Source organism: Haladaptatus sp. QDMS2, from assembly GCF_029338295.1.
Classification (GTDB): Archaea; Halobacteriota; Halobacteria; order Halobacteriales; family Halococcaceae; genus QDMS2.
Window position 1 is genome coordinate 1645735 of the sequence record NZ_CP119791.1, and the last position, 18441, is coordinate 1664175.

Here is an 18441-nt window from a genome sequence, read left to right on the forward strand (position 1 = left end):
CGGTTCCTTTCTGTCGCGTGTTTTTCACCCTGTTTCACGACCCGTCTGTAGGCGGAGGGTTTTAGCCTCATGAACGGGTACGGAGGCATATGGTTTTCCGGCTGGTCCTCGGCTGTGGCTCGTTCGGCCATTCGTTAGTCGAGACCATCCGCCGCGACCCGGACAGGCTGGTCGTCCTGACCGACGAGGACCGACGAGTCGAAACGCTCCGCGGGGAGTCGATAAACGCGAAACTCGCAGACCCGACAGACCCCGCGGACCTCCGGGCGAACGCGAGCGACGTGGACATCGTCATCGTTGCGGACGACGACCCGAGACAGAATCTGGCGAGTGCGAACGCCGCGAAGAAGGCGTTCCCGGACGCCCACCGCGTCGTCTTCGCCGGTGAAGAACCCGACGAAGCGACCTTCGAGGCGCTCGAATCCGTCGCCGACGAACTCATCGACCCGAGCGGCGCGGTCCGCGAATACATCGTCGAGCGCGTCGGTGACAAGGGCCTACGCCTGCGTCGGCTAGTGCGGATGCTCCGAGCACTCGACGGGAAACTCGCCGTCGTCACCCACGACAACCCCGACCCGGACGCGCTTGCGAGCGCCGTCGCCCTCCAGAAAATCGCCCACTCGGTGGGCTGTGAGGCCGACGTCGTCTACTTTGGCGACATCACCCACCAGGAGAATCGGGCGTTCGTGAACTTACTCGACTTACAGCTGCGGAATCCGAAGACTTGGGCCGACCTCTCTGAGTACGCCGGCTTCGCGCTAGTCGACCACTCTCGTCCGGGTGTCAACGACCAGTTGCCAGCCGACACGGACGTAGACGTGGTCATCGACCACCACCCGCCGCGTGCGCCAATCGACGCCCGGTTCGTGGACGTGCGAAGCGACGTCGGCGCGACGAGTACGCTGCTCACGGATTACCTCATGCAACTTGGCTACAAGGTTGACACCGCCGTCGCCACCGGGTTGCTCTACGGGATTCGGGTCGATACCAAGGACTTTTCGCGAGACATCTCCACCGCCGACTTCGAGGCCGCGGAGTTCCTCACGCCGCGGGCGGACAGCGCACTGCTCGCACAGTTCGAATCGCCGAGCATGAGCGCCGAGACGCTCTCCATCATTGGACGCGCCATCCGCGAGCGTCAGGTTCGTGGCGAGGTGCTCACGAGTTGTGTCGGGCCGATTTCTGACCGCGACGCGCTCGCGCAGGCCGCAGACCGCCTGCTCGACATGAAGGGCATCACGACGACGCTCGTCTACGGATTCAAGGATGGAACCGTCTTCGTCTCCGGGCGCGCCCGCGGGGCGGACCTCGACCTGGGAGAAACGCTTCGGGATGCCTTCGGGCAGATTGGCTCTGCGGGTGGCCACGCGGACATGGCCGGGGCGCAGATTTCCCTCGGCCTCCTCGGCGACGTAGAGGAGGGCCAGGAGGAGTCCCTGCGCCAGATTCTCACCGACGTCGTCACCGACCGGTTTTTCGACACGCTCACCTCGCGGCCGGGCCGGCCGGCCTCCGTGTACTCAATTCCGGAGTTCAACAGCCGCTTTTTCGACGACGACGAGTGAGCGAGACATTTTTGCGGCGGGCCACCGTCAGGAAGTACAATGGAAGACCTCGAATCGTCCGGCGGTAAACCCCGGGTCAAAGACTACATGACCCGGGACGTGGTCACCGTCTCACCCGACGCCACGGTCAAAGAGGTTGCGAGGCGCATCGCAGAGAGCGACGAGCACAGCGGGTTTCCGGTGTGTAGCGGCCGCCGAGTCGAGGGGTTCGTGAGCGCACGCGACCTGTTGCTCGCCGACGACGACGAACTCATTTTCAAGGTGATGAGCCAGGAACTCATCGTCGCTCACCCCGAGATGGACCTCACCGACGCTGCCCGCGTCATCCTCCGGTCGGGGATTCAAAAACTCCCCGTCGTCGACGATGCGGGGAACCTCGTCGGCATTATCTCGAACGCGGACGTCATCCGGAGTCAAATCGAGCGAGCGACCCCCGAGAAGGTGGGCAAACTCATGCGAACGCTCGAAAACATCCACGGCGTCACGGTGAGCGAGGAACGCCGGAAGGTGCAACTCGCGAACCTCAGACCCACGCAGGGCCGAGTGTACGCGGACGAACTGGAGGGGCGAAGTTACGAACTCCAGCGCGGCCTCGCAGAACCCCTCGTCGTCATCGACAACGACGGCGACCTGTTGCTCGCAGACGGCCATCACCGCTCGAAGGCCGCAGACCGGCTCGGGATTCCGGAGATGGACGCCTACGTCATCGTCCTCAACACCCCAGTGGACCTCGGGATGGCGAAGACCGCAGAGAAGGAGGGACTGTCCACCATCGACGACATCGAAGTGGTAGACTACGCCCGCCACCCACTCGTCGAGACGACCAAGCGATTCCAGTAATTGGCGAAATTCGCTGTCCGACCCCGGAATCTTAATGAATTTCCGGGCGGAAGCCTACGAGTATGTACGATGATGCCGACCTCGAAAAAATTCGTGAGTCGCGCGAGCAGTGGGAGGACGACACCCTCTCACCCGTTCTCGACGCCTACGGCGAGCGCAGAGACCGGTTCGCGACCGTCTCCAATCTCGAAGTAGACCGCCTCTACACCCCCGAGGACGTAGACGACATCGACTACGAGGAGGACCTCGGAATGCCGGGCGAGGAACCCTTCACCCGTGGCGTGTACCCGACGATGTATCGCGGACGGACGTGGACGATGCGCCAGTTCGCCGGGTTCGGTACCGCAGAGGAAACCAACGACCGCTTCCACTACCTCATCAAGGAAGGGCAGACGGGCCTCTCGACGGCGTTCGACATGCCGAGTCTGATGGGCATCGACTCCGACCACCCGATGAGCGACGGCGAAGTCGGCAAGGAGGGTGTCGCCGTAGACACACTCCGGGACATGGAGGTGCTGTTCGACGGCATCCGCGTGGACGAAGTCTCCACCTCGTTCACTATCAACCCGAGTGCGGCGGTCATCTACGCGATGTACATCGCCCTCGCGGACAAGCAGGGCGTCCCCCGCGACCAGATTCGCGGCACGCTGCAGAACGATATGCTCAAAGAGTTCATCGCTCAGAAGGAGTGGGTCATCCCGCCCGCACCCTCGCTCGACGTGGTCACCGACACCATCGAGTTCGCCGCGAAGGAGACGCCAAAGTGGAAACCAGTCTCTATCTCGGGCTACCACATCCGCGAAGCGGGTTCGACGGCCGTCCAGGAACTCGCCTTCACCCTCGCAGACGGCTTTGCGTACGTCGAAGACGCGATGGACCGCGGCCTGGACGTGGACGACTTCGCGCCACAGCTTTCGTTCTTCTTCAACTCGCACAACTCCTTTTTCGAGGAAATTGCGAAGTACCGCGCCGCCCGGCGCATCTACGCCCGCGTCATGACCGAGTGGTACGGCGCAGAGAAGGACGCGAGCAAGCAACTCAAGTTCCACACCCAGACGGCAGGGCAGAGTCTCACCGCCCAGCAACCGCTCAACAACATTATCCGGACGACGATTCAGGCGCTCGCTGGCGTCCTCGGCGGCACCCAGAGCCTGCACACCAACAGCTATGACGAGGCACTCGCCCTGCCCTCCGAAGAAGCAGTGCGTGTCGCGCTTCGCACCCAGCAGATCATCGCCGACGAGTCGGGTGCTGCAGACATCGTGGACCCGCTCGGTGGCAGTTTCGCCGTCGAGGCACTCACCGATGAGATGGAGCAGAAGACGATGGCGTACATCGAGCACATAAAGGAGATGGGCGACGGCTCCGTCCGCGACGGCGTGCTCGAAGGCATCGACCAGGGGTACTTCCAGCGCGAGATTCAGGAGGCCTCCTACGAGTACCAAAAGCGCGTCGACCAGGGCGACGAAATCGTCGTCGGCGTCAACAAGTACAAACTCGACGAAGAGGTCGAACCGGAACTGCTCCACGTCTCCGACGAAGTGCAGGAAAAGCAGTTAGCGCGACTCGCCGAGGTCAAAGCAGAACGCGACGACGAGGCGGTCACGGAGACGCTTGCCGCCCTCGACGAGGCCATCGAGAACGGCGACAACGTGATGCCAGCCATCATCGACGCGGTGAAAGCCTACGTCACGATGGGCGAAATCATGGACGTGTTCAAGGAACACTACGGCGCGTACTCGGAGAAAATCGGGCTGGCGTAAGCGCCACAGTGTTGGCGTCGTGACAGCGGACTCATGCGATTTTTGGCGACGGTAGAACTATGGCACCGTGTACCTAATTTGGGATGAACGGTGTCAACATATGGCTAACGATTCTCAACAGACACTCGAGGCACGACTGAGAGAGCAGGACTACTTCCGACCCTCTCCGAAGTTCGTGGGGCAGGCGAACCAGACCGACCCGGGGATTTACGACCGGTTCGAGGAGGGCTATCCGGAGGCGTTCGCCGAGTACGCGGCGTTGCTCGACTGGGACACCCACTGGGACCAGGTGTTCGACGGGAGCAACCCGCCATTTTTCGAGTGGTTCACGGGCGGGAAGCTGAACGCCTCGTACAACTGCATCGACCGCCATCTGGACGAGCGAAAGAACCAGACGGCGCTACTCTGGGAGGGCGAAGACGGCGAACAGCGAAACATCTCGTATCAGGACCTCTACCGCGAGGTAAACGAGTTCGCCGCACTGCTGCGAGACGTTGGCGTCGAAGAAGGCGACATCGTCACCCTCCACATGCCGATGGTGCCGGCGCTGCCGGTGACGATGCTCGCACTTGCCCGCATCGGCGCACCCCACAGCGAGGTGTTCGCCGGCTTCTCCGCACAGGCACTTGCAGACCGCGTCGACGACGCCAACTCTGACTACGTCGTCACCATCGACGGCTACTATCGCCGCGGCGAACTGCTCAACCACAAGCAGAAGGCAGACGAGGCGATGTCCCTCGCAGACCACGACGTCGAGAACGTCCTCGTCTGGACGCGCGACGAGGACCTGCACCCGGACGTGGAACTCGAAGAAGGCAGAGACCTCCGAGTCGAGGACATGCTCCCGGACTACAAGGGGGCACGCGTAGACCCCGTCTCCCGGGATGCAGAAGACCCCCTGTTCTTGATGTACACCTCGGGGACGACCGGCCAACCGAAAGGCTGTCAACACCGCACGGGTGGGTATCTCGCCTATGCCGCGGGCACCTCGAAGTACGTCCTCGACATCAAACCCGAGGACACCTACTGGTGTATGGCGGACATCGGCTGGATTACGGGCCACACCTACATCGTCTACGGGCCGCTCGCGCTCGGGACGACCAGCGTCATGTACGAGGGCGCACCTGACTTCCCGCACAAGGGACGGACGTGGGAACTCGCAGAGAAGTACGACGTAGACATCTTCCACACCTCACCGACGGCGGTGCGGATGTTCATGAAGTGGGGCGAACAGTACTTAGAAGACTACGACTTCTCGTTCCGTCACATGACGACGGTCGGCGAGCCGATTCAGCCGGAAGCGTGGCTCTGGTACTACAAACACGTCGGCAAGGAGGAGGCCGTCATCGTGGACACCTGGTGGCAGACCGAGACGGGCGGCCACCTCATCACCAACCTGCCGGCGCTGAAAGACATGAAACCCGGTAGCGCGGGCGTCGGGTGCCCGGGCATCAAACCGGGCCTGGTCGACGACAAGGGCGACCCACTCGAACCCGCGACGGGACAGGCGGGCAACCTCGTCATCACCCGGCCATGGCCGGGAATGCTCCAGACGGTGTACGGCGACGACGACCGCTTCATCTCGACCTACTGGGAAGACTTCTCCGACACCGATTCCGACGACTGGCGCGACTGGACGTACAAGGCCGGGGACGGCGCAGTCCACGAACGCGACGGCTACTTCCGCATCCTCGGACGCTTAGACGACGTGATGAACGTCGCGGGCCACCGCCTCGGGACGATGGAACTGGAGAGCGCCGTGGCAGAAGTCGAGGACGTCGCCGAGGCCGCCGTCGTCTCGAAAAAAGATGCCCAGAAGGGCGAAGTGCCAGACGTGTACGTCATCCTGCGTGAGGGCGTCGAAGCCAGCGACGACGTCCGACAGCGCATCGTCGGGGCCGTGGAAGACGAAATCGGCAAATTCGCTCGTCCGGCGAACGTCCTGTTCGTCGAGGACCTCCCGAAGACGCGCTCTGGGAAAATCATGCGTCGCCTCCTCGAAAACATCTCGAACGACGAGGAACTCGGGAACACGACGACGCTCCGTGACCCATCCGTCCCGGAGAAGATTCGCGACCAGCTCAAGTCGAACTGAGCACAAATTTCGGTTCCTCTTTTTTCTTGGAGTAATCTCGCCTGCTGGTAAGACTTAACATCTGCCGATGGCGAAAAACCTATGGTCCATTTTACCAAGTTTATCATGATACATGGAAAAACCGCTACTCGTCACCGAGTTTTTGGACAGAGCTCGGACCTATTACGGCGACAAAGAAGGGGTCATCGCGACCACTGGGGAGCGACTGACCTACGACGAAATCGGTGAGCGCGCAGACGGCTTTTCTGCGGCCCTCCAGGCCCGCGGTGTGGAGAAAGGCGACCGGGTGGCAGTGCTCGACCCCAACACCCACTACCACCTCGAAGCCGCCTACGGCAGCATGCAAATCGGCGCGGTTCACACGCCGCTCAACTACCGCCTCGTCCCCCGGGAGTTCGAGTACATCATGAACGACGCCGGCGTCAAGGCCATCTACGCCGACTACGAGTACGTTCCACAAATCGAGCAGATTCGTGACGACATCCCGACGGAAATCTTCATCACGAACGACGCGGCTGCAGTCGAGGGCGACTGGGAAGAGTTCGACGACGTGGTCGCAGAGTCGACCGACTACGAGCGCCCGGAGATGGCTGAAGACGAAGTTATCACCATCAACTACACCTCCGGGACGACGGGCGACCCGAAAGGCGTCATGCGCACCCATCGCTGTGAGACGCTCCACGCCTACCTCATCACCCAACAACAGCGCATTACCGACGAGGACGTGTACCTCTGGACGCTGCCAATGTTCCACGCAAACGGCTGGGGACACATCTTCGCGGTCACCGGCATCGGGGCGCGCCACATCTGTACCCGCGGCATCGACGCAGAGGGAATCTTCGACACGGTCGTCGCAGAGGACGTTTCCTACATGTGTGCCGCACCGACGGTGCTCAACTTGCTGATGGAACACTACGACGAGGCCACGCCACAGACGATTGGGGACAGCGACGTACGCGTCGCCACCGCCGGCAGTGCGCCCCCCGAGGCGACACTCAGAGTGGTCGAAGACGAGTTCGGCTGGTATCTGATGCACGTCTACGGCGCGACGGAGACCGGACCGCTCATCACTACCTCCGACTTCAGGAGTTTCTTCGACGACGATGACGACGGCCGCTTCCGATTCAAGAAGCGCCAAGGCATTGGCTACCTCGGCACGGAGATTCGCGTCGTGGACGCAGACGGCGAGGACGTGCCGTGGGACAACGAAACCCTAGGAGAGGTCGTCGTGAACGGGAATCAGGTCATGGAAGGCTACTGGAACAAAGAGCAGGAAACGCACGAGGCCTTCAACGACCGCGTCGAGGGCTACTACCACATGGGCGACCTTGCGGTCGTGGACGAACACGGCATGATTTCGATTCAGGACCGCAAGAAGGATATCATCATCTCCGGCGGGGAGAACATCTCCTCTATCGAACTCGAAGACACCCTGTTCGACCACGACGCCATCGCCGACGTGGCCGTGATTCCCGCGCCGAGCGACAAGTGGGGCGAAACGCCGAAGGCGTTCATCGTGCCCGCAAACGGCGATATTAACAACCCGGGTATCACGCTCGAAGACATCGAGGACTTCTGCCGAGAACGCCTCGCAGGCTACAAAGTCGTCCACAATGTCGAGTTCGTCGACGAACTGCCGACGACGGCGACCGGCAAGGTCCAGAAGTACGAACTGCGCAAGCAGGAGTGGGACGACCAAGACTCGATGGTCGGGCAGGGATAAGGCTAATTAGTTTTCTTTTCCGAGTCTAACACTTATTTGCATCCTCTCCGAGTAGTTATTGATTACCGTGTTCTTCCTCATCGTCTCGCTTGCGTTCATTACTCTCGGGAGTATTTCGATGTACAACCCACAGCGATTACTGGCGTGGTCTTACGGACCACTAATGAAACATGACCCATTAACCGATTCTGGCACCATGTTCTATCAATTCGTTGGGTTCGTGAACGTCTTGATGGGCATTTTCATTCTGTTCACGGAGTCAGACCTACTGTAACTGCGTTAGAAATCAAATCCGTAGAGACACCCCTACTCCACATACCGGTCTGAAACGTAGATAACCAGCCCGAGGACGACGCCGAGCACCACGGCGAGCGTCAATCCGCCGTAGGCGGCAAGGCCGAGCGGGGTCGGCGGGAACGGAATGATGCCGAGAAATTTCGGTGCGAGGATGTCGCCGCTCACGAACGTCCCGAGGATGAGGCCGGTGAGGGCCGCGATGGCGACGACGATGACGTAGATGGTGAGGACGACGCGCCGACCGCGGGTGAGCCCCTGCGTCTGTGCCATACCGGGAGTTAGGAATCGCCGACGATTAGCCTTTTGACCTCGCGGTGCCAACCGCACGTATGTCCGACAAAGAGCTGTTGATGCTCATTCTCGGTGCAATCGCCTCGCTAATGTTCCTCGGCGGCTTCATCCTCGTCCTGTTCTGAGTCGCTGCGGGCGCTCAGACTTCTGTTTTCGACTGACCGCGAACGCGTCGCTCACGACGAGAGCACACAGAAAAATCGACCCGCAAAAACGGCCTATTCGTCTTCGACTTCGCCGCCGTCGGTAGCGACTTCTTCTTCACCGCCGTCCGCGGCGATGAGCGAGCGGTTGAGGCGGTTGCGGTGCCAGACCCACTCGTGACCGAACTGGTTGGTTTCTTCTAAGTCCCACGGGTCTGCGTTCTCCAAGACCGGCCCTTCCATCCAGGAACTGACGACGTTCCAGACGAAGATGAGCGTCCCGACAGCGATGAGGAACGCGCCGAGGGTCGCAATCTGGTGGAGTGCCGTGATGGCCTCCATCGGCGTGATAGCCGGGTTGAAGTCGTAGGTCGCGTAGCGACGCGGCATGCCGAGGTAGCCGAGGATGAGCATGCCGAAGAACGTCAGGTTCGTCCCGATCATGACGAGCCAGAAGTGCCACTTCGCGAGCGTGCGCTGGTACATCCGACCGGTGACGATTGGGAACCAGTAGTAGAGCGCGCCAAAGAGACCGAAGCCGATGACGCCCATCACGATGTAGTGGAAGTGACCAACGACGTAGTAGGTGTCGTGGAGCACGAGGTCCACCGGAATCGAGGCGAGGAACACGCCGGTCACGCCGCCGATGATGAAGTTCGAGATGAACCCGATACAGAACAGCATCGGGGCGGTAAGCCGGAGCTTCCCGTTCCAGAGGGTCGTAATCCAGTTGAACGTCTTGACTGCACTCGGTATCGCGATGGCGAGCGAGACGGCCATGAACGAGGCCCGCAGACGTGGGTCGATACCCGTAGAGAACATGTGGTGGGCCCAGACGCCGAACGAGAGGACGCCGATGGCGAGCGTCGAGTAGACGACGAACTTGAAGCCGAACAGTTTCCGGCCCGCGAACTTTGGCAGGATGTAGCTGACCAGTCCCATCGGCGGCAGCACGAGGATGTACACCTCGGGGTGGCCGAAGAACCAGAACAGGTGCTGCCAGAGGATGGGCGACCCGCCGCCGACAGTGAAGAACGTCGTCGCGAAGTTCCGGTCGAGCAGGAGCATCACGATAGCGCTGCCGAGCAGTGGGAATGCGAAGAGCACGAGGCCGGACTGGGTCAGGATGGTCCACGAGAAGATGTCGAGGTTAGCCCAGTTGACCTTGCTTCCGCGTTCTGTGAAGATGGTGACGATGAAGTTGATGGCACCCATGGTGGCAGAAACCCCGGAAAGGTGCAGTCCCAACAACATCAGGTCCACGCCGGGGTTTGCCTGTTCAGCAGACAGCGGCGTGTACATCGTCCAGCTGGTCTGGGCGGCCTGAATTTGCCCGCCCGTGAGTGGGTCGAGGAAGAAGCCAGCCCAGATGAGGAGTGCCGCCGGTGGCAGGAGCCAGAAGGCGATGGCGTTGATGCGTGGGAACGCCATGTCGTCTGCCCCGATGAGCAGCGGGATGAAGTAGTTCGAGAACGCCGCAATCATCGGCGTCCCGAACAGGAACAGCATCGTAATACCGTGACTCGTGAGCAGCCCGTTGTAGAGGGTTGGCTCGATGAGGTCCTGTGCGGGTGCCGCGAGCTCGATACGCATGAGCAGGACCGCGAGGCCACCCCAGACGAACGCAATAATCCCGTAGAGTCCGTAGAGGATGCCGATATCTTTGTGGTCAACCGTGGTCAGCCAGCGGATAAGTCCCGCAGGCTTCTCCTCGTGAGCGGTGCCTGTCTCTCGTCTGTAGCCCCCGCCACCCGACAGCGGAGCGTACGAGCGCCAGTCCTCGACGCGCGAGAGCCAGGCAGCGACGGCGATGAGGAATACCCCCATCAACACCGTCAGTGCTAACTGTCCATTCGCCATGCTCGCTCCTCGGAACCACAGGGTAAAGAATGGTTAGGTTCCGTCCCCGCGGCGGCCGGTTTTCCCGGCAAAATAGGTCGCAAATTGGCGGCGCTCAGCCCCATTCGTGAGGGGTGATATTAGGGGCAGTTCGAGACGCGTCACTCAGCGGGCAAAAAATCGTCGAAACAAGGGCCCTGTGGACTGCTCAGTGGGTCTCGTACGGATTTTCCATGTTCTCGTTCTGTTCGATTTCACGCTCACCGGTCGAAATCGCCTTGCCGGCGTAGTAGGTGAGGATACCCATCGAGATGAAGGGGATGAGGAGGAGGCCGTACTGAAGGCTCGATTTCTCGAGGTTGAACCCCCACGGGTTGAAAATGGCGAACCCGATGATGAAGAACAGGATGATTCCCATCGGAATCATGTTCACCGTGAGGTCGAGCCACGTATCCCGGTCGAAGAGCGGTGTTGCCATCGTTGGGGGATGCTACGGCCACCGGAATAAATAGATTGTTGGTTCGGCGTTCAGAGACGAGCGGGTTCTGCGACCGCGCCGACGACACCACCGATGGCGAGGATGGCCCCCGAGAGAAGAATCGACAGGCCACGGAAGACGAGGCCGTTCATCGCTTCGAGTGCGGCGACGACGGCGTCGAGCGAGAGTCCGGCGGTCTGTGAGAGCACGAGGCCAGCCCCAACGACGAGGAGGAACACGCCGATACCCGAGAGGAGGGGCCACGGCGTCTCGATGTGGTCGGATTCTTGCAGGATGCCGGTCACGCTCCCTGCAAACAACAGGAGGCCGCCGACAGCGAGAGGAAACAACGCCATGACGATGCCGACCTCGGAGATGGCGAGGCCGAGGGCGACGAACACCGGCCACGGACTGGCCCGGCTGTACTGGTCGCTCAATCCCGCTTGTTCGTCCATGGACGCGACTAGGGAGTGGCGATAGAAAGGGGCATCGGAACGCCACTCAGGCGAACAGCGAATAGGCGAACAGGAAGCCGAAGTAGAGGAACACGAGGGCGGCGAGCGCCTTCAATCGGAACGTTCGGAGGTCGGCTTCCTCTTCGTCGCGAGCGGTCTCGACCGCCTCACGCTCTGCGGGGGTCAGCTTGCCGTCGTGTTCGAGGCCGAGGTGCAATGCCTGCCACTGTTCGCGGGCGAATCGCTGGTCACAGTACGGACACGAGGTGGGTGCTTCGTCGGTCATATGAACGGGGGAGTGAGGGCTGGTTCTGCGACGATCCAGAGGCTGACCATGGTGTAGAACATCATCACGGCGATGTAGGGGTACTGGCTGCGCACGGCCTGCAATCGTGACGGGAACAGGTCGTAGGCGGTGGCGTGGGCTACCCAGATGGCCCCGAGGTGGCCAAGCAGGACGAACGTGAGGTTGACGCCGCCGAACCACGACGGAAGCGGGAGGACGGGCACGTCCGGTGGGGGCGAGAAGGGGGAGGCCGCGACGGTCACCAGCGCGGGCGATAGCGAGAGAAAGTAACCGAGGAAGTGCGCGAGGTGGTAGCCGGCGGCGATGGCGAGCAGCGACGGGGCGAATCGGTTCGCGAGCGTACGCGGTGGCAGATACGTCTCCGCGTACTCGATGCTTTTCGTCGTCGCGAGGCGGTAGGCTCCGAGGAACAGGGCGAACCCGGCGAGGATGGCGGCCGGGTAGAGGATGACTGCGGGCACGCCGAGGCCGACGAGCCACGTCGCGAAGTCCACCCACGCGGGCGTGGTGACGAGTCCGTCGTACGTGGTGACCCAGAGAATCGCGATGACGAAGGCGATCTCGTCCGGGCCGGTGACGAAGCGCGTCTCGGAGAGAGCGGCCCCGGGAAGGCGGAAGCTGAGCCCATCTTTCGTGCGCTTGAAGGGGGCGACCCGCCCGTAGTACCGAAACACCCGCGAGACGGGGTCGACAGTCGAAAACCACGTCTCGGGACCGTAGACGACGGCTCCGGTGAGCGTGACGACGGTGTAAGCGAGCACCACCGTAGCGAGCAAGTCGGCCTGGTCTGCGAGCGGACTCACGACTTCGAGCCAAACGAGTGCGAGCAGGCCGGCGACGCTCGGCCACGCGCCGAGACTCTCGGGGTACGGCGCATCGAGTGCGGGCAATGCCTCCGCGAGGGTGCGCCACGGGTTCACTGCCTCCCAGGTGTTCCCGAGGAGGTAGACGGAGATGGTGTACCCAGCCCACCAGCCGACCCAGACGGTCAGGATTGCGAGATTGCTGAGGGGGAACTGTGGACCGAAGAGTCCGAAGTAGAGCACCGCGCCGAGGCCGACGACGCCGACGAGTTTGAGGACGAGGGCGAACACCGTCTCGCGGGGGACCGAGAGGAGTCGGTGCCATTCGTGGACTGCGTCGATGAACCCGCGGTTCGTGACGAAACTCGCTAGCAGGAACGACGCGCCGATGACGCCGCCGCCGGTCATGAGAAAGAGCCACGTCGGAATGGCGAGTTCCTCGGGGGTGGCAGAGCGCAGACTCCCACCGTGGGCGAGTGCGCGGCCGGTTGCGAGCGCGGACACGAGGAGAATAACCGTAACACGGCGGAGCCATCTGCGACCTCTCAGGGGGGCTCGGTCGCTCATTGTCCGGCGGTAGTCGTGGCACGAACGTGTACCTTCCGAAAGCACTTCCTGGCAAACGCGGTTGGGAGGGTTTTTAGTATTCCACTGTAAACGTCCGACCATGAGCGTAGAAGACGCATCGGATGACCACGGTGGTCACCACCACCTCCCCGCGGTCGAGGACTGGCCACGCGGGTTCGGTGAGGCGAGTTGGTGGCCGTTTATCACCGCCCTTGGTGGTGCTGGGCTGTACACCGGCGCGGGCCTGTTCGTGCTCGGTCGGGGTGAAGACGCACTCGTCGACCCGATGGCCGGGCCGGCGGTGTTCATCGCCAGCACTTTCCTCTTCCTCGCCGGCCTCTACGGCTGGCTGTACCACGCCTTCGTCGTGAACTTCTGGGAAGGCGGTTCCCACAGCAAAGGCCTGCGCCTCGGAATGGTCACGTTCCTCGGGTCTGAAGTCGCAACCTTCGGTGCCGGGTTCGTGTACTACTTCTTCATCCGTGCAGGCGCGTGGCCGCCAGAACACATACCTCACGGGTTCCTCGGTGCACTCGTCATCGGGAACACCATCCTGCTGATTCTCAGCAGTATCACACTCCACTACTCACACGTCGCCCTCCGGAAGGGCAACCGGACGCGATTCATCCAGTTGCTCGCCGCGACGCTACTCCTGGGTATCGTCTTCCTGTTCGGGCAGGTGTACGAGTACTACGAGTTCATCGTCGTTGAAGGCTTCACGCTCACCGAGGGCGTGTTCGCGAGCGCCTTCTTCGGCCTGACGGGCCTTCACGGCCTCCACGTTTCGATGGGAGCTGTCCTTCTCGGCATCGTGTTCGTCCGCGCACTCAAAGGGCAGTACTCAGCAGAGCGCCACGTCTCCGTCTCGACGGCCTCGATGTACTGGCACTTCGTCGACGCAGTGTGGGTCTTCCTCGTCGTCGTGCTGTACGTCGGCGCGGTGTACTCCCTGTAGTCGCCCACTCCTTTTTCGGCCTCCCATCGCCTGAGCGACGGCACCTCTTGCCGACACTGCCTGTCGAACATCGAGACATTCCAGGAATCGTGAATAATCCTTAACAGTTTGACACAGGAATTATTAGCTGTGGTTCTCTGTGACGATGATTGATAAGCTCTGCTACCTCGACGAACCTGCAGTCCTCGACGGCTTAGACTGTACCGTCCACGAAACCTACGAGTTCGGCGAAGCCGGGAGCGCGGTCCACGTCGGCGCAACTCCCGGGGGCTTCAGACAGCTGCGTGCGGACGACCGCGTAAACCGCGTCGAGGAGAACCTGCTGGTTCGCGTGCCCTACGAACCCGCCTTCGTGAACGAGGAAAAATCCTCGCTCGCGACCATCGAAGACATCAGGCAAGTCCATTCGATTCCCCGCAACGGTTCGACCGGCGACGGCGTCACGGTCGTCGTCCTCGATTCGGGTGTGGACCCGAGCCATCCCGTCTTCGACGAGACAGCGATGCGCGAGGTGGACGTGACCGAGGAAGGGGGCGGCGACGCAATCGGCCATGGAACCGCCGTTTGCGGACAGTTGGCTCGCCTCGCGCCAAATGCCGACCTCGTCTCGCTTCGCATCTTCGGCCAGCGCGGGCGCACCCGTACTGACACCGTCCTCCGCGCCTACGAGTGGCTCCACAAAAACCGGTCGGCCTACGACGTGGTCGTCATGTCCTGGGGGACAGAGCGTCGGTCGCCCGCCCTCGACCGCATCCACGAACACCTACTCGACGCTGGAATCCGCGACGTGGTCGCCGCGGGCAGTTCAGCGGCGCGCAACGGCAGTCCGGCGACAGCCAAGCGCACCCTGAGCGTCGGCGCGTGTACGATGGACAGCGAACGCGCCTCGTTTTCTGCGACCACGCCCGGTCGGGACAACCCGGACGTCCTCGCCATCGGCGTGGACGCGCGCCTCGCGCAGGCAGGCCGGACGAAGATGGGTATCGACCTCGCGGGCCAGTGGGTCAAAGCCTCCGGCACGTCGGTGGCTGCTCCGACGGTGGCCGGACTCGCCGCACGGTATCTCGAACGGTTCCCGGAAGCTACTCCAGAGACGCTCAAACGCGATTTCGAAGCGGCAACGACGGCGAAGACCGAGGGTGGGGCCGGAGTTATCGATTACAGAGAGACGGTCGCACAGGCGATCCGACGAGCAGGCTAACCGGGCCGCTGGCTCACTGCGGATGAAAACAGAGAGAAGAGGTGTGGTTACAGAAAATCAAGGAGAAAGCCCACGACTGCAGTCGTGGGAGAAGTCACGCGGCGAGTTTGGCCGTGGAGTTGTTGCTCGCGGCCGTCGTGTTGTTGCCGCCCGCCGTGGTGTTGTTGCCGCCAGACGTCGTGTTGTTGTTACCGGCTGGCGCTTCTTCTGCGCTCTGTTGCTGTTGTTGAATCCACGCGTCGTAGGTCTCGCCGTCGGTGACGTTCACTTCACCGAGCATCGCGGAGTGACCGACGCCACAATACTCAGCACAGTAGAGCTGGTAGGTGCCCTCACCGGACGGGTTCACCTTCGTCTTGATGGTGTGGGTCTCACCGGGGAAGGCGTCCTGCTTGAGGCCCAACTCCGGCACGTGGAAGGCGTGCAACCAGTCTGTAGAGGTTATCTTTAGATACACCGGGCGGTCGGATGGGATGACCATCGTGTCCGAAGCGTTCACCCCGTGTTGTGGATAGTGGAACGTCCAGAAGTACTTCTGTGCGGTGACTTCGACCACCACGGCATTCTCTTCCTCGATGTTCTCGGCTGCGTCTTCTGGGGCGGTGACGAACTCGTTGCCAAGCACCTGGTAGGAGGCGACACCGACGAAGAGCAGGATAATCGCGGTGGCAACGGTCCAGGTGATTTCGAGCCGACGGTTCTCCTGAGTCGGTTTCGCTTCATCCGACTTGCGGAACTTGAGGACGGCGTAAATGAGGATGCCCTCGGTGAGAATTGTAATCGGAATCGCGACGTAGAGGAGTTTGCTGTTCAACCCATCGATGAGCCCCTTTGTAACCGACGTCGCTTCTTGCGCAGCCACTGGTTCGACGACGAATGCAAGAAGCGCTACGGAGAGCAGGGTCCCGAATCCGACGCGCTTGTAATTCATCCTTGGTTGGGCTTAGAAAGAGGGGCATAAATACCTAACTTTCCCCTCTCCGTGCGCGGAAAGCGCGGGGAATAAATAGCCACGCATGGAACGTCCGAGTAAGAGGGTACGTTATCGTGTCCGACGCCACTGCTCCAAAATTTACCACGTTGCTCACCGGTGCAGCGATGGGTGTCTACCTGCTGGTGGTCGTCGGCGCAACCGCCTCACTCACCGACGCAGCGGCCGCCTGTTCTGGCTGGCCGGTCTGTGGTGGCGGCGGATTCGACCTTTCTGACCCGGCTATCGTCGTCGCACTCGGCCATCGTCTCGTCGCCGCGCTCGTCGGCTTACTCGTGTTACTCGCCGTCGTCCGCGGCCTCCGCGGAGCCGCCTCCCGCCGGGTCAAACTCGTCCTCGCGGCCGTCACCGCGCTCTACCCGGCGCAAATCGGCCTCGGCGCGCTCGTCGCCACGACCGGCGCGACCGCGAGTCTGCCGACCGCCCACCTCCTCGTCGGCATGGCCATCTTCACCGGCCTCGTCGTCGCACTCGCCTGGACCCTAGAGGAGGAGACGGCCCAGTTCAGCAACGAACCACACGAAGGCGAGGAGCCAGAGCCAGCACAGGCTCCCGACCACGTCACCCCGCTCAAAGACCGCCCGCTCGCCGCCCGCGCGAAGGCGACCATCTGGGCGTACTTCCAACTCATGAAACCGCGGCTGATGTGGCTGCTCGCACTCGTCGCCGCCGCCGGTATGGCGCTCGCCTCCGGCCCGGGACTAAGCATTCGCACCGTCGTTCTCACGCTCACGGGCGGCGTCCTCTCGATTGGCGCGAGCGGGACGTTCAACCACGTCCTCGAACGCGACATCGACCAGAAGATGGAACGCACCTCGAAGCGCCCGCTTGCGACCCACCAGGTGCCCGTCCGCAACGCGCTCATCTTCGGCTTCGCGCTCACGGGCATCTCGCTCTGGGTGTTCGCGCAGGTCAACCTGCTCGTGGCCGCCCTCGGCCTCACCGCCATCCTGTTCTACAGCGTCATCTACACGCTCGTCCTCAAGCCCAACACCGTTCAGAACACGGTGCTTGGCGGGGCTGCGGGCGCACTGCCCGCACTCATCGGCTGGGCCGCCGTCACCGGCGACATCGGCCTTCCGGGCCTCGCGCTCGCGGGCGTCATCTTCCTCTGGACGCCGGCGCACTTCTACAACCTCGCGCTGGCGTACAAGGACGACTACGCCCGCGGGGGCTTCCCGATGATGCCCGTCGTCCGCGGTGACGCGCTCACGCGAAAACACATCCTCTGGTACCTCGCGGCGACGCTCGTCGGCGCGAGCATCCTCGGCACGGTCACGACGCTCGGCTGGCTGTTCGCGTTCACGACCGTTGCCCTCGGTGGCGTGTTCCTCTGGGCGGTGGTCAAACTCCACCGCGAGCGGACGACCGACGCAGCGTTCCGCGCGTTCCACGCCTCGAACGCCTACCTCGGGATGTTGCTGCTCGCCATCATCGTCGACGCCCTCGTCCTATGAGTATCACAAATCGCACGTTCAGCCTGCCGCGTCCGCGCCAGTCCACTCTGATGTGGGGGGCGCTGCTCGTCAACACCGAATTGTTGCTCGTCATCGCCTACCTCCAGGTTTCAGACGCGCAGCCGACGCTGGCGTCGCTGAAGTACTACATCTATCCGTGGGTCTGGATCAACGTCTCCCTCTGGGCGCTCATCCGGACGACACCCGCGCCGACGAGCCCCGAACACCGACGGCTCGCAAAAGCCGTCGCCGTCGGTTACTTTGTCGTCCTCGGCATTGCAGGCGGCATCGTCGGTCCCGCCTCGGGCCTCCAGCCGACGGGTCTGCGCCTCGCAGTGCTCTCGATTCCGCCCGGTTGGGGACCGGCGCTGCTCTACGGCGGCGAAGCCATCCGCTTTGCGCTGATGCCGTACAATCTGCTCGGCTACCTCGCGCTCGCCTACCTCGTCTACGCGACGGTCATCGACGCGGCGAGCTCGGCGATTACGGGCATCCTCGGGCTGCTCTCGTGTGTCTCCTGTTCGTGGCCCATCCTCGCCTCAATCGTGAGCGGCTTCGTCGGGAGTTCAACGGCCATCGCCGGCGCGGTGTACGCCCAGTCCTACGGCCTCTCGACGGCCGTGTTCGTCGTCACCGTCGGGTTACTCTACTGGCGGCCGTTCGGTCGGTGA

Annotated in this window: 16 protein-coding genes; 9 read left to right on the forward strand and 7 right to left on the reverse strand. The window is 62.3% G+C overall.

Going from position 1 to position 18441, the window contains the following annotated elements; all coding sequences use genetic code 11:
• Positions 1 to 89: 89 nt before the first annotated feature.
• From P1M51_RS08955 to P1M51_RS08975, 5 genes are all read left to right on the forward strand, one after another.
• On the forward strand, positions 90 to 1565 hold the full coding sequence (locus P1M51_RS08955) for a DHH family phosphoesterase (RefSeq protein ID WP_276247860.1): 1476 nt from the start codon (positions 90 to 92) through the stop codon (positions 1563 to 1565).
• A 39-nt stretch (positions 1566 to 1604) separates the two neighbouring features.
• Complete coding sequence (locus tag P1M51_RS08960; RefSeq protein WP_276247861.1) at positions 1605 to 2405, forward strand: CBS domain-containing protein; 801 nt, start codon at positions 1605 to 1607, stop codon at positions 2403 to 2405.
• A gap of 62 nt (positions 2406 to 2467) precedes the next feature.
• On the forward strand, positions 2468 to 4168 hold the full coding sequence (locus P1M51_RS08965; RefSeq protein WP_276247862.1) for a methylmalonyl-CoA mutase family protein: 1701 nt from the start codon (positions 2468 to 2470) through the stop codon (positions 4166 to 4168).
• Positions 4169 to 4268: 100 nt separating this feature from the next.
• Entirely contained in the window at positions 4269 to 6263 is a 1995-nt protein-coding gene (gene acs, locus P1M51_RS08970) for an acetate--CoA ligase (protein ID WP_276247863.1), read from the forward strand.
• A 112-nt stretch (positions 6264 to 6375) separates the two neighbouring features.
• The gene (locus tag P1M51_RS08975; RefSeq protein WP_276247864.1) at positions 6376 to 7986 is read left to right on the forward strand and encodes a long-chain-fatty-acid--CoA ligase; all 1611 of its coding nucleotides are present in this window, start codon (positions 6376 to 6378) and stop codon (positions 7984 to 7986) included.
• Between the two features lie 306 nt (positions 7987 to 8292).
• On the opposite strand, the gene P1M51_RS08980 is transcribed toward P1M51_RS08975, so the two are convergent.
• The 6 genes from P1M51_RS08980 to P1M51_RS09005 form a co-directional block, all read right to left on the reverse strand.
• Positions 8293 to 8553 carry a cox cluster protein gene (locus P1M51_RS08980; RefSeq protein WP_276247865.1) on the reverse strand — a complete coding sequence of 87 codons (261 nt, stop codon included), beginning with the start codon at positions 8551 to 8553 and terminating at the stop codon, positions 8293 to 8295.
• A 239-nt stretch (positions 8554 to 8792) separates the two neighbouring features.
• Positions 8793 to 10577, reverse strand: coding sequence for a cytochrome c oxidase subunit I (gene ctaD / locus P1M51_RS08985; protein ID WP_276247866.1), 1785 nt, complete (start codon positions 10575 to 10577; stop codon positions 8793 to 8795).
• A gap of 187 nt (positions 10578 to 10764) precedes the next feature.
• Positions 10765 to 11034, reverse strand: a complete 270-nt coding sequence (locus P1M51_RS08990) for a DUF6684 family protein (protein WP_276247867.1) — start codon at positions 11032 to 11034, stop codon at positions 10765 to 10767.
• Between the two features lie 50 nt (positions 11035 to 11084).
• Positions 11085 to 11489, reverse strand: a complete 405-nt coding sequence (locus tag P1M51_RS08995) for a cox cluster protein (RefSeq protein WP_276247868.1) — start codon at positions 11487 to 11489, stop codon at positions 11085 to 11087.
• 46 nt (positions 11490 to 11535) lie between these two features.
• Positions 11536 to 11775, reverse strand: coding sequence for a C2H2-type zinc finger protein (locus tag P1M51_RS09000; RefSeq protein ID WP_276247869.1), 240 nt, complete (start codon positions 11773 to 11775; stop codon positions 11536 to 11538).
• On the reverse strand, positions 11772 to 13166 hold the full coding sequence (locus P1M51_RS09005; RefSeq protein WP_276247870.1) for a hypothetical protein: 1395 nt from the start codon (positions 13164 to 13166) through the stop codon (positions 11772 to 11774). Before P1M51_RS09005 ends, P1M51_RS09000 begins: the two co-directional genes overlap by 4 nt.
• 100 nt (positions 13167 to 13266) lie before the next feature.
• On the opposite strand from P1M51_RS09005, the gene P1M51_RS09010 reads away from it, so the two are divergent.
• Entirely contained in the window at positions 13267 to 14121 is an 855-nt protein-coding gene (locus P1M51_RS09010; protein WP_276247871.1) for a heme-copper oxidase subunit III, read from the forward strand.
• A gap of 145 nt (positions 14122 to 14266) precedes the next feature.
• Positions 14267 to 15322 carry a S8 family serine peptidase gene (locus P1M51_RS09015; RefSeq protein WP_276247872.1) on the forward strand — a complete coding sequence of 352 codons (1056 nt, stop codon included), beginning with the start codon at positions 14267 to 14269 and terminating at the stop codon, positions 15320 to 15322.
• A gap of 94 nt (positions 15323 to 15416) precedes the next feature.
• Here P1M51_RS09015 and coxB read toward each other — a convergent pair whose 3' ends face one another.
• Positions 15417 to 16253, reverse strand: coding sequence for a cytochrome c oxidase subunit II (gene coxB, locus P1M51_RS09020; protein WP_276247873.1), 837 nt, complete (start codon positions 16251 to 16253; stop codon positions 15417 to 15419).
• A 167-nt stretch (positions 16254 to 16420) separates the two neighbouring features.
• On the opposite strand from coxB, the gene P1M51_RS09025 reads away from it, so the two are divergent.
• Together P1M51_RS09025 and P1M51_RS09030 are read left to right on the forward strand one after the other, a co-directional pair.
• The gene (locus P1M51_RS09025) at positions 16421 to 17770 is read left to right on the forward strand and encodes a heme o synthase (protein ID WP_276248488.1); all 1350 of its coding nucleotides are present in this window, start codon (positions 16421 to 16423) and stop codon (positions 17768 to 17770) included.
• Positions 17767 to 18441, forward strand: coding sequence for a hypothetical protein (locus P1M51_RS09030; protein ID WP_276247874.1), 675 nt, complete (start codon positions 17767 to 17769; stop codon positions 18439 to 18441). Before P1M51_RS09025 ends, P1M51_RS09030 begins: the two co-directional genes overlap by 4 nt.

Excerpts from the sequence above, each read along its gene's own strand:
- P1M51_RS08960 (WP_276247861.1), top strand. The coding sequence starts at position 1,605 with ATGGAAGACCTCGAATCGTCCGGCGGTAAACCCCGGGTCAAAGACTAC.
- P1M51_RS08955 (WP_276247860.1), top strand. The coding sequence starts at position 90 with ATGGTTTTCCGGCTGGTCCTCGGCTGTGGCTCGTTCGGCCATTCGTTA.
- P1M51_RS09005 (WP_276247870.1), bottom strand. The coding sequence starts at position 13,166 with ATGAGCGACCGAGCCCCCCTGAGAGGTCGCAGATGGCTCCGCCGTGTT.
- P1M51_RS08965 (WP_276247862.1), top strand. The coding sequence starts at position 2,468 with ATGTACGATGATGCCGACCTCGAAAAAATTCGTGAGTCGCGCGAGCAG.
- P1M51_RS09000 (WP_276247869.1), bottom strand. The coding sequence starts at position 11,775 with ATGACCGACGAAGCACCCACCTCGTGTCCGTACTGTGACCAGCGATTC.
- P1M51_RS08990 (WP_276247867.1), bottom strand. The coding sequence starts at position 11,034 with ATGGCAACACCGCTCTTCGACCGGGATACGTGGCTCGACCTCACGGTG.
- P1M51_RS09015 (WP_276247872.1), top strand. The coding sequence starts at position 14,267 with ATGATTGATAAGCTCTGCTACCTCGACGAACCTGCAGTCCTCGACGGC.
- P1M51_RS08980 (WP_276247865.1), bottom strand. The coding sequence starts at position 8,553 with ATGGCACAGACGCAGGGGCTCACCCGCGGTCGGCGCGTCGTCCTCACC.
- P1M51_RS09025 (WP_276248488.1), top strand. The coding sequence starts at position 16,421 with ATGGGTGTCTACCTGCTGGTGGTCGTCGGCGCAACCGCCTCACTCACC.
- coxB (WP_276247873.1), bottom strand. The coding sequence starts at position 16,253 with ATGAATTACAAGCGCGTCGGATTCGGGACCCTGCTCTCCGTAGCGCTT.
- P1M51_RS09010 (WP_276247871.1), top strand. The coding sequence starts at position 13,267 with ATGAGCGTAGAAGACGCATCGGATGACCACGGTGGTCACCACCACCTC.
- ctaD (WP_276247866.1), bottom strand. The coding sequence starts at position 10,577 with ATGGCGAATGGACAGTTAGCACTGACGGTGTTGATGGGGGTATTCCTC.
- P1M51_RS08975 (WP_276247864.1), top strand. The coding sequence starts at position 6,376 with ATGGAAAAACCGCTACTCGTCACCGAGTTTTTGGACAGAGCTCGGACC.
- P1M51_RS08995 (WP_276247868.1), bottom strand. The coding sequence starts at position 11,489 with ATGGACGAACAAGCGGGATTGAGCGACCAGTACAGCCGGGCCAGTCCG.
- acs (WP_276247863.1), top strand. The coding sequence starts at position 4,269 with ATGGCTAACGATTCTCAACAGACACTCGAGGCACGACTGAGAGAGCAG.
- P1M51_RS09030 (WP_276247874.1), top strand. The coding sequence starts at position 17,767 with ATGAGTATCACAAATCGCACGTTCAGCCTGCCGCGTCCGCGCCAGTCC.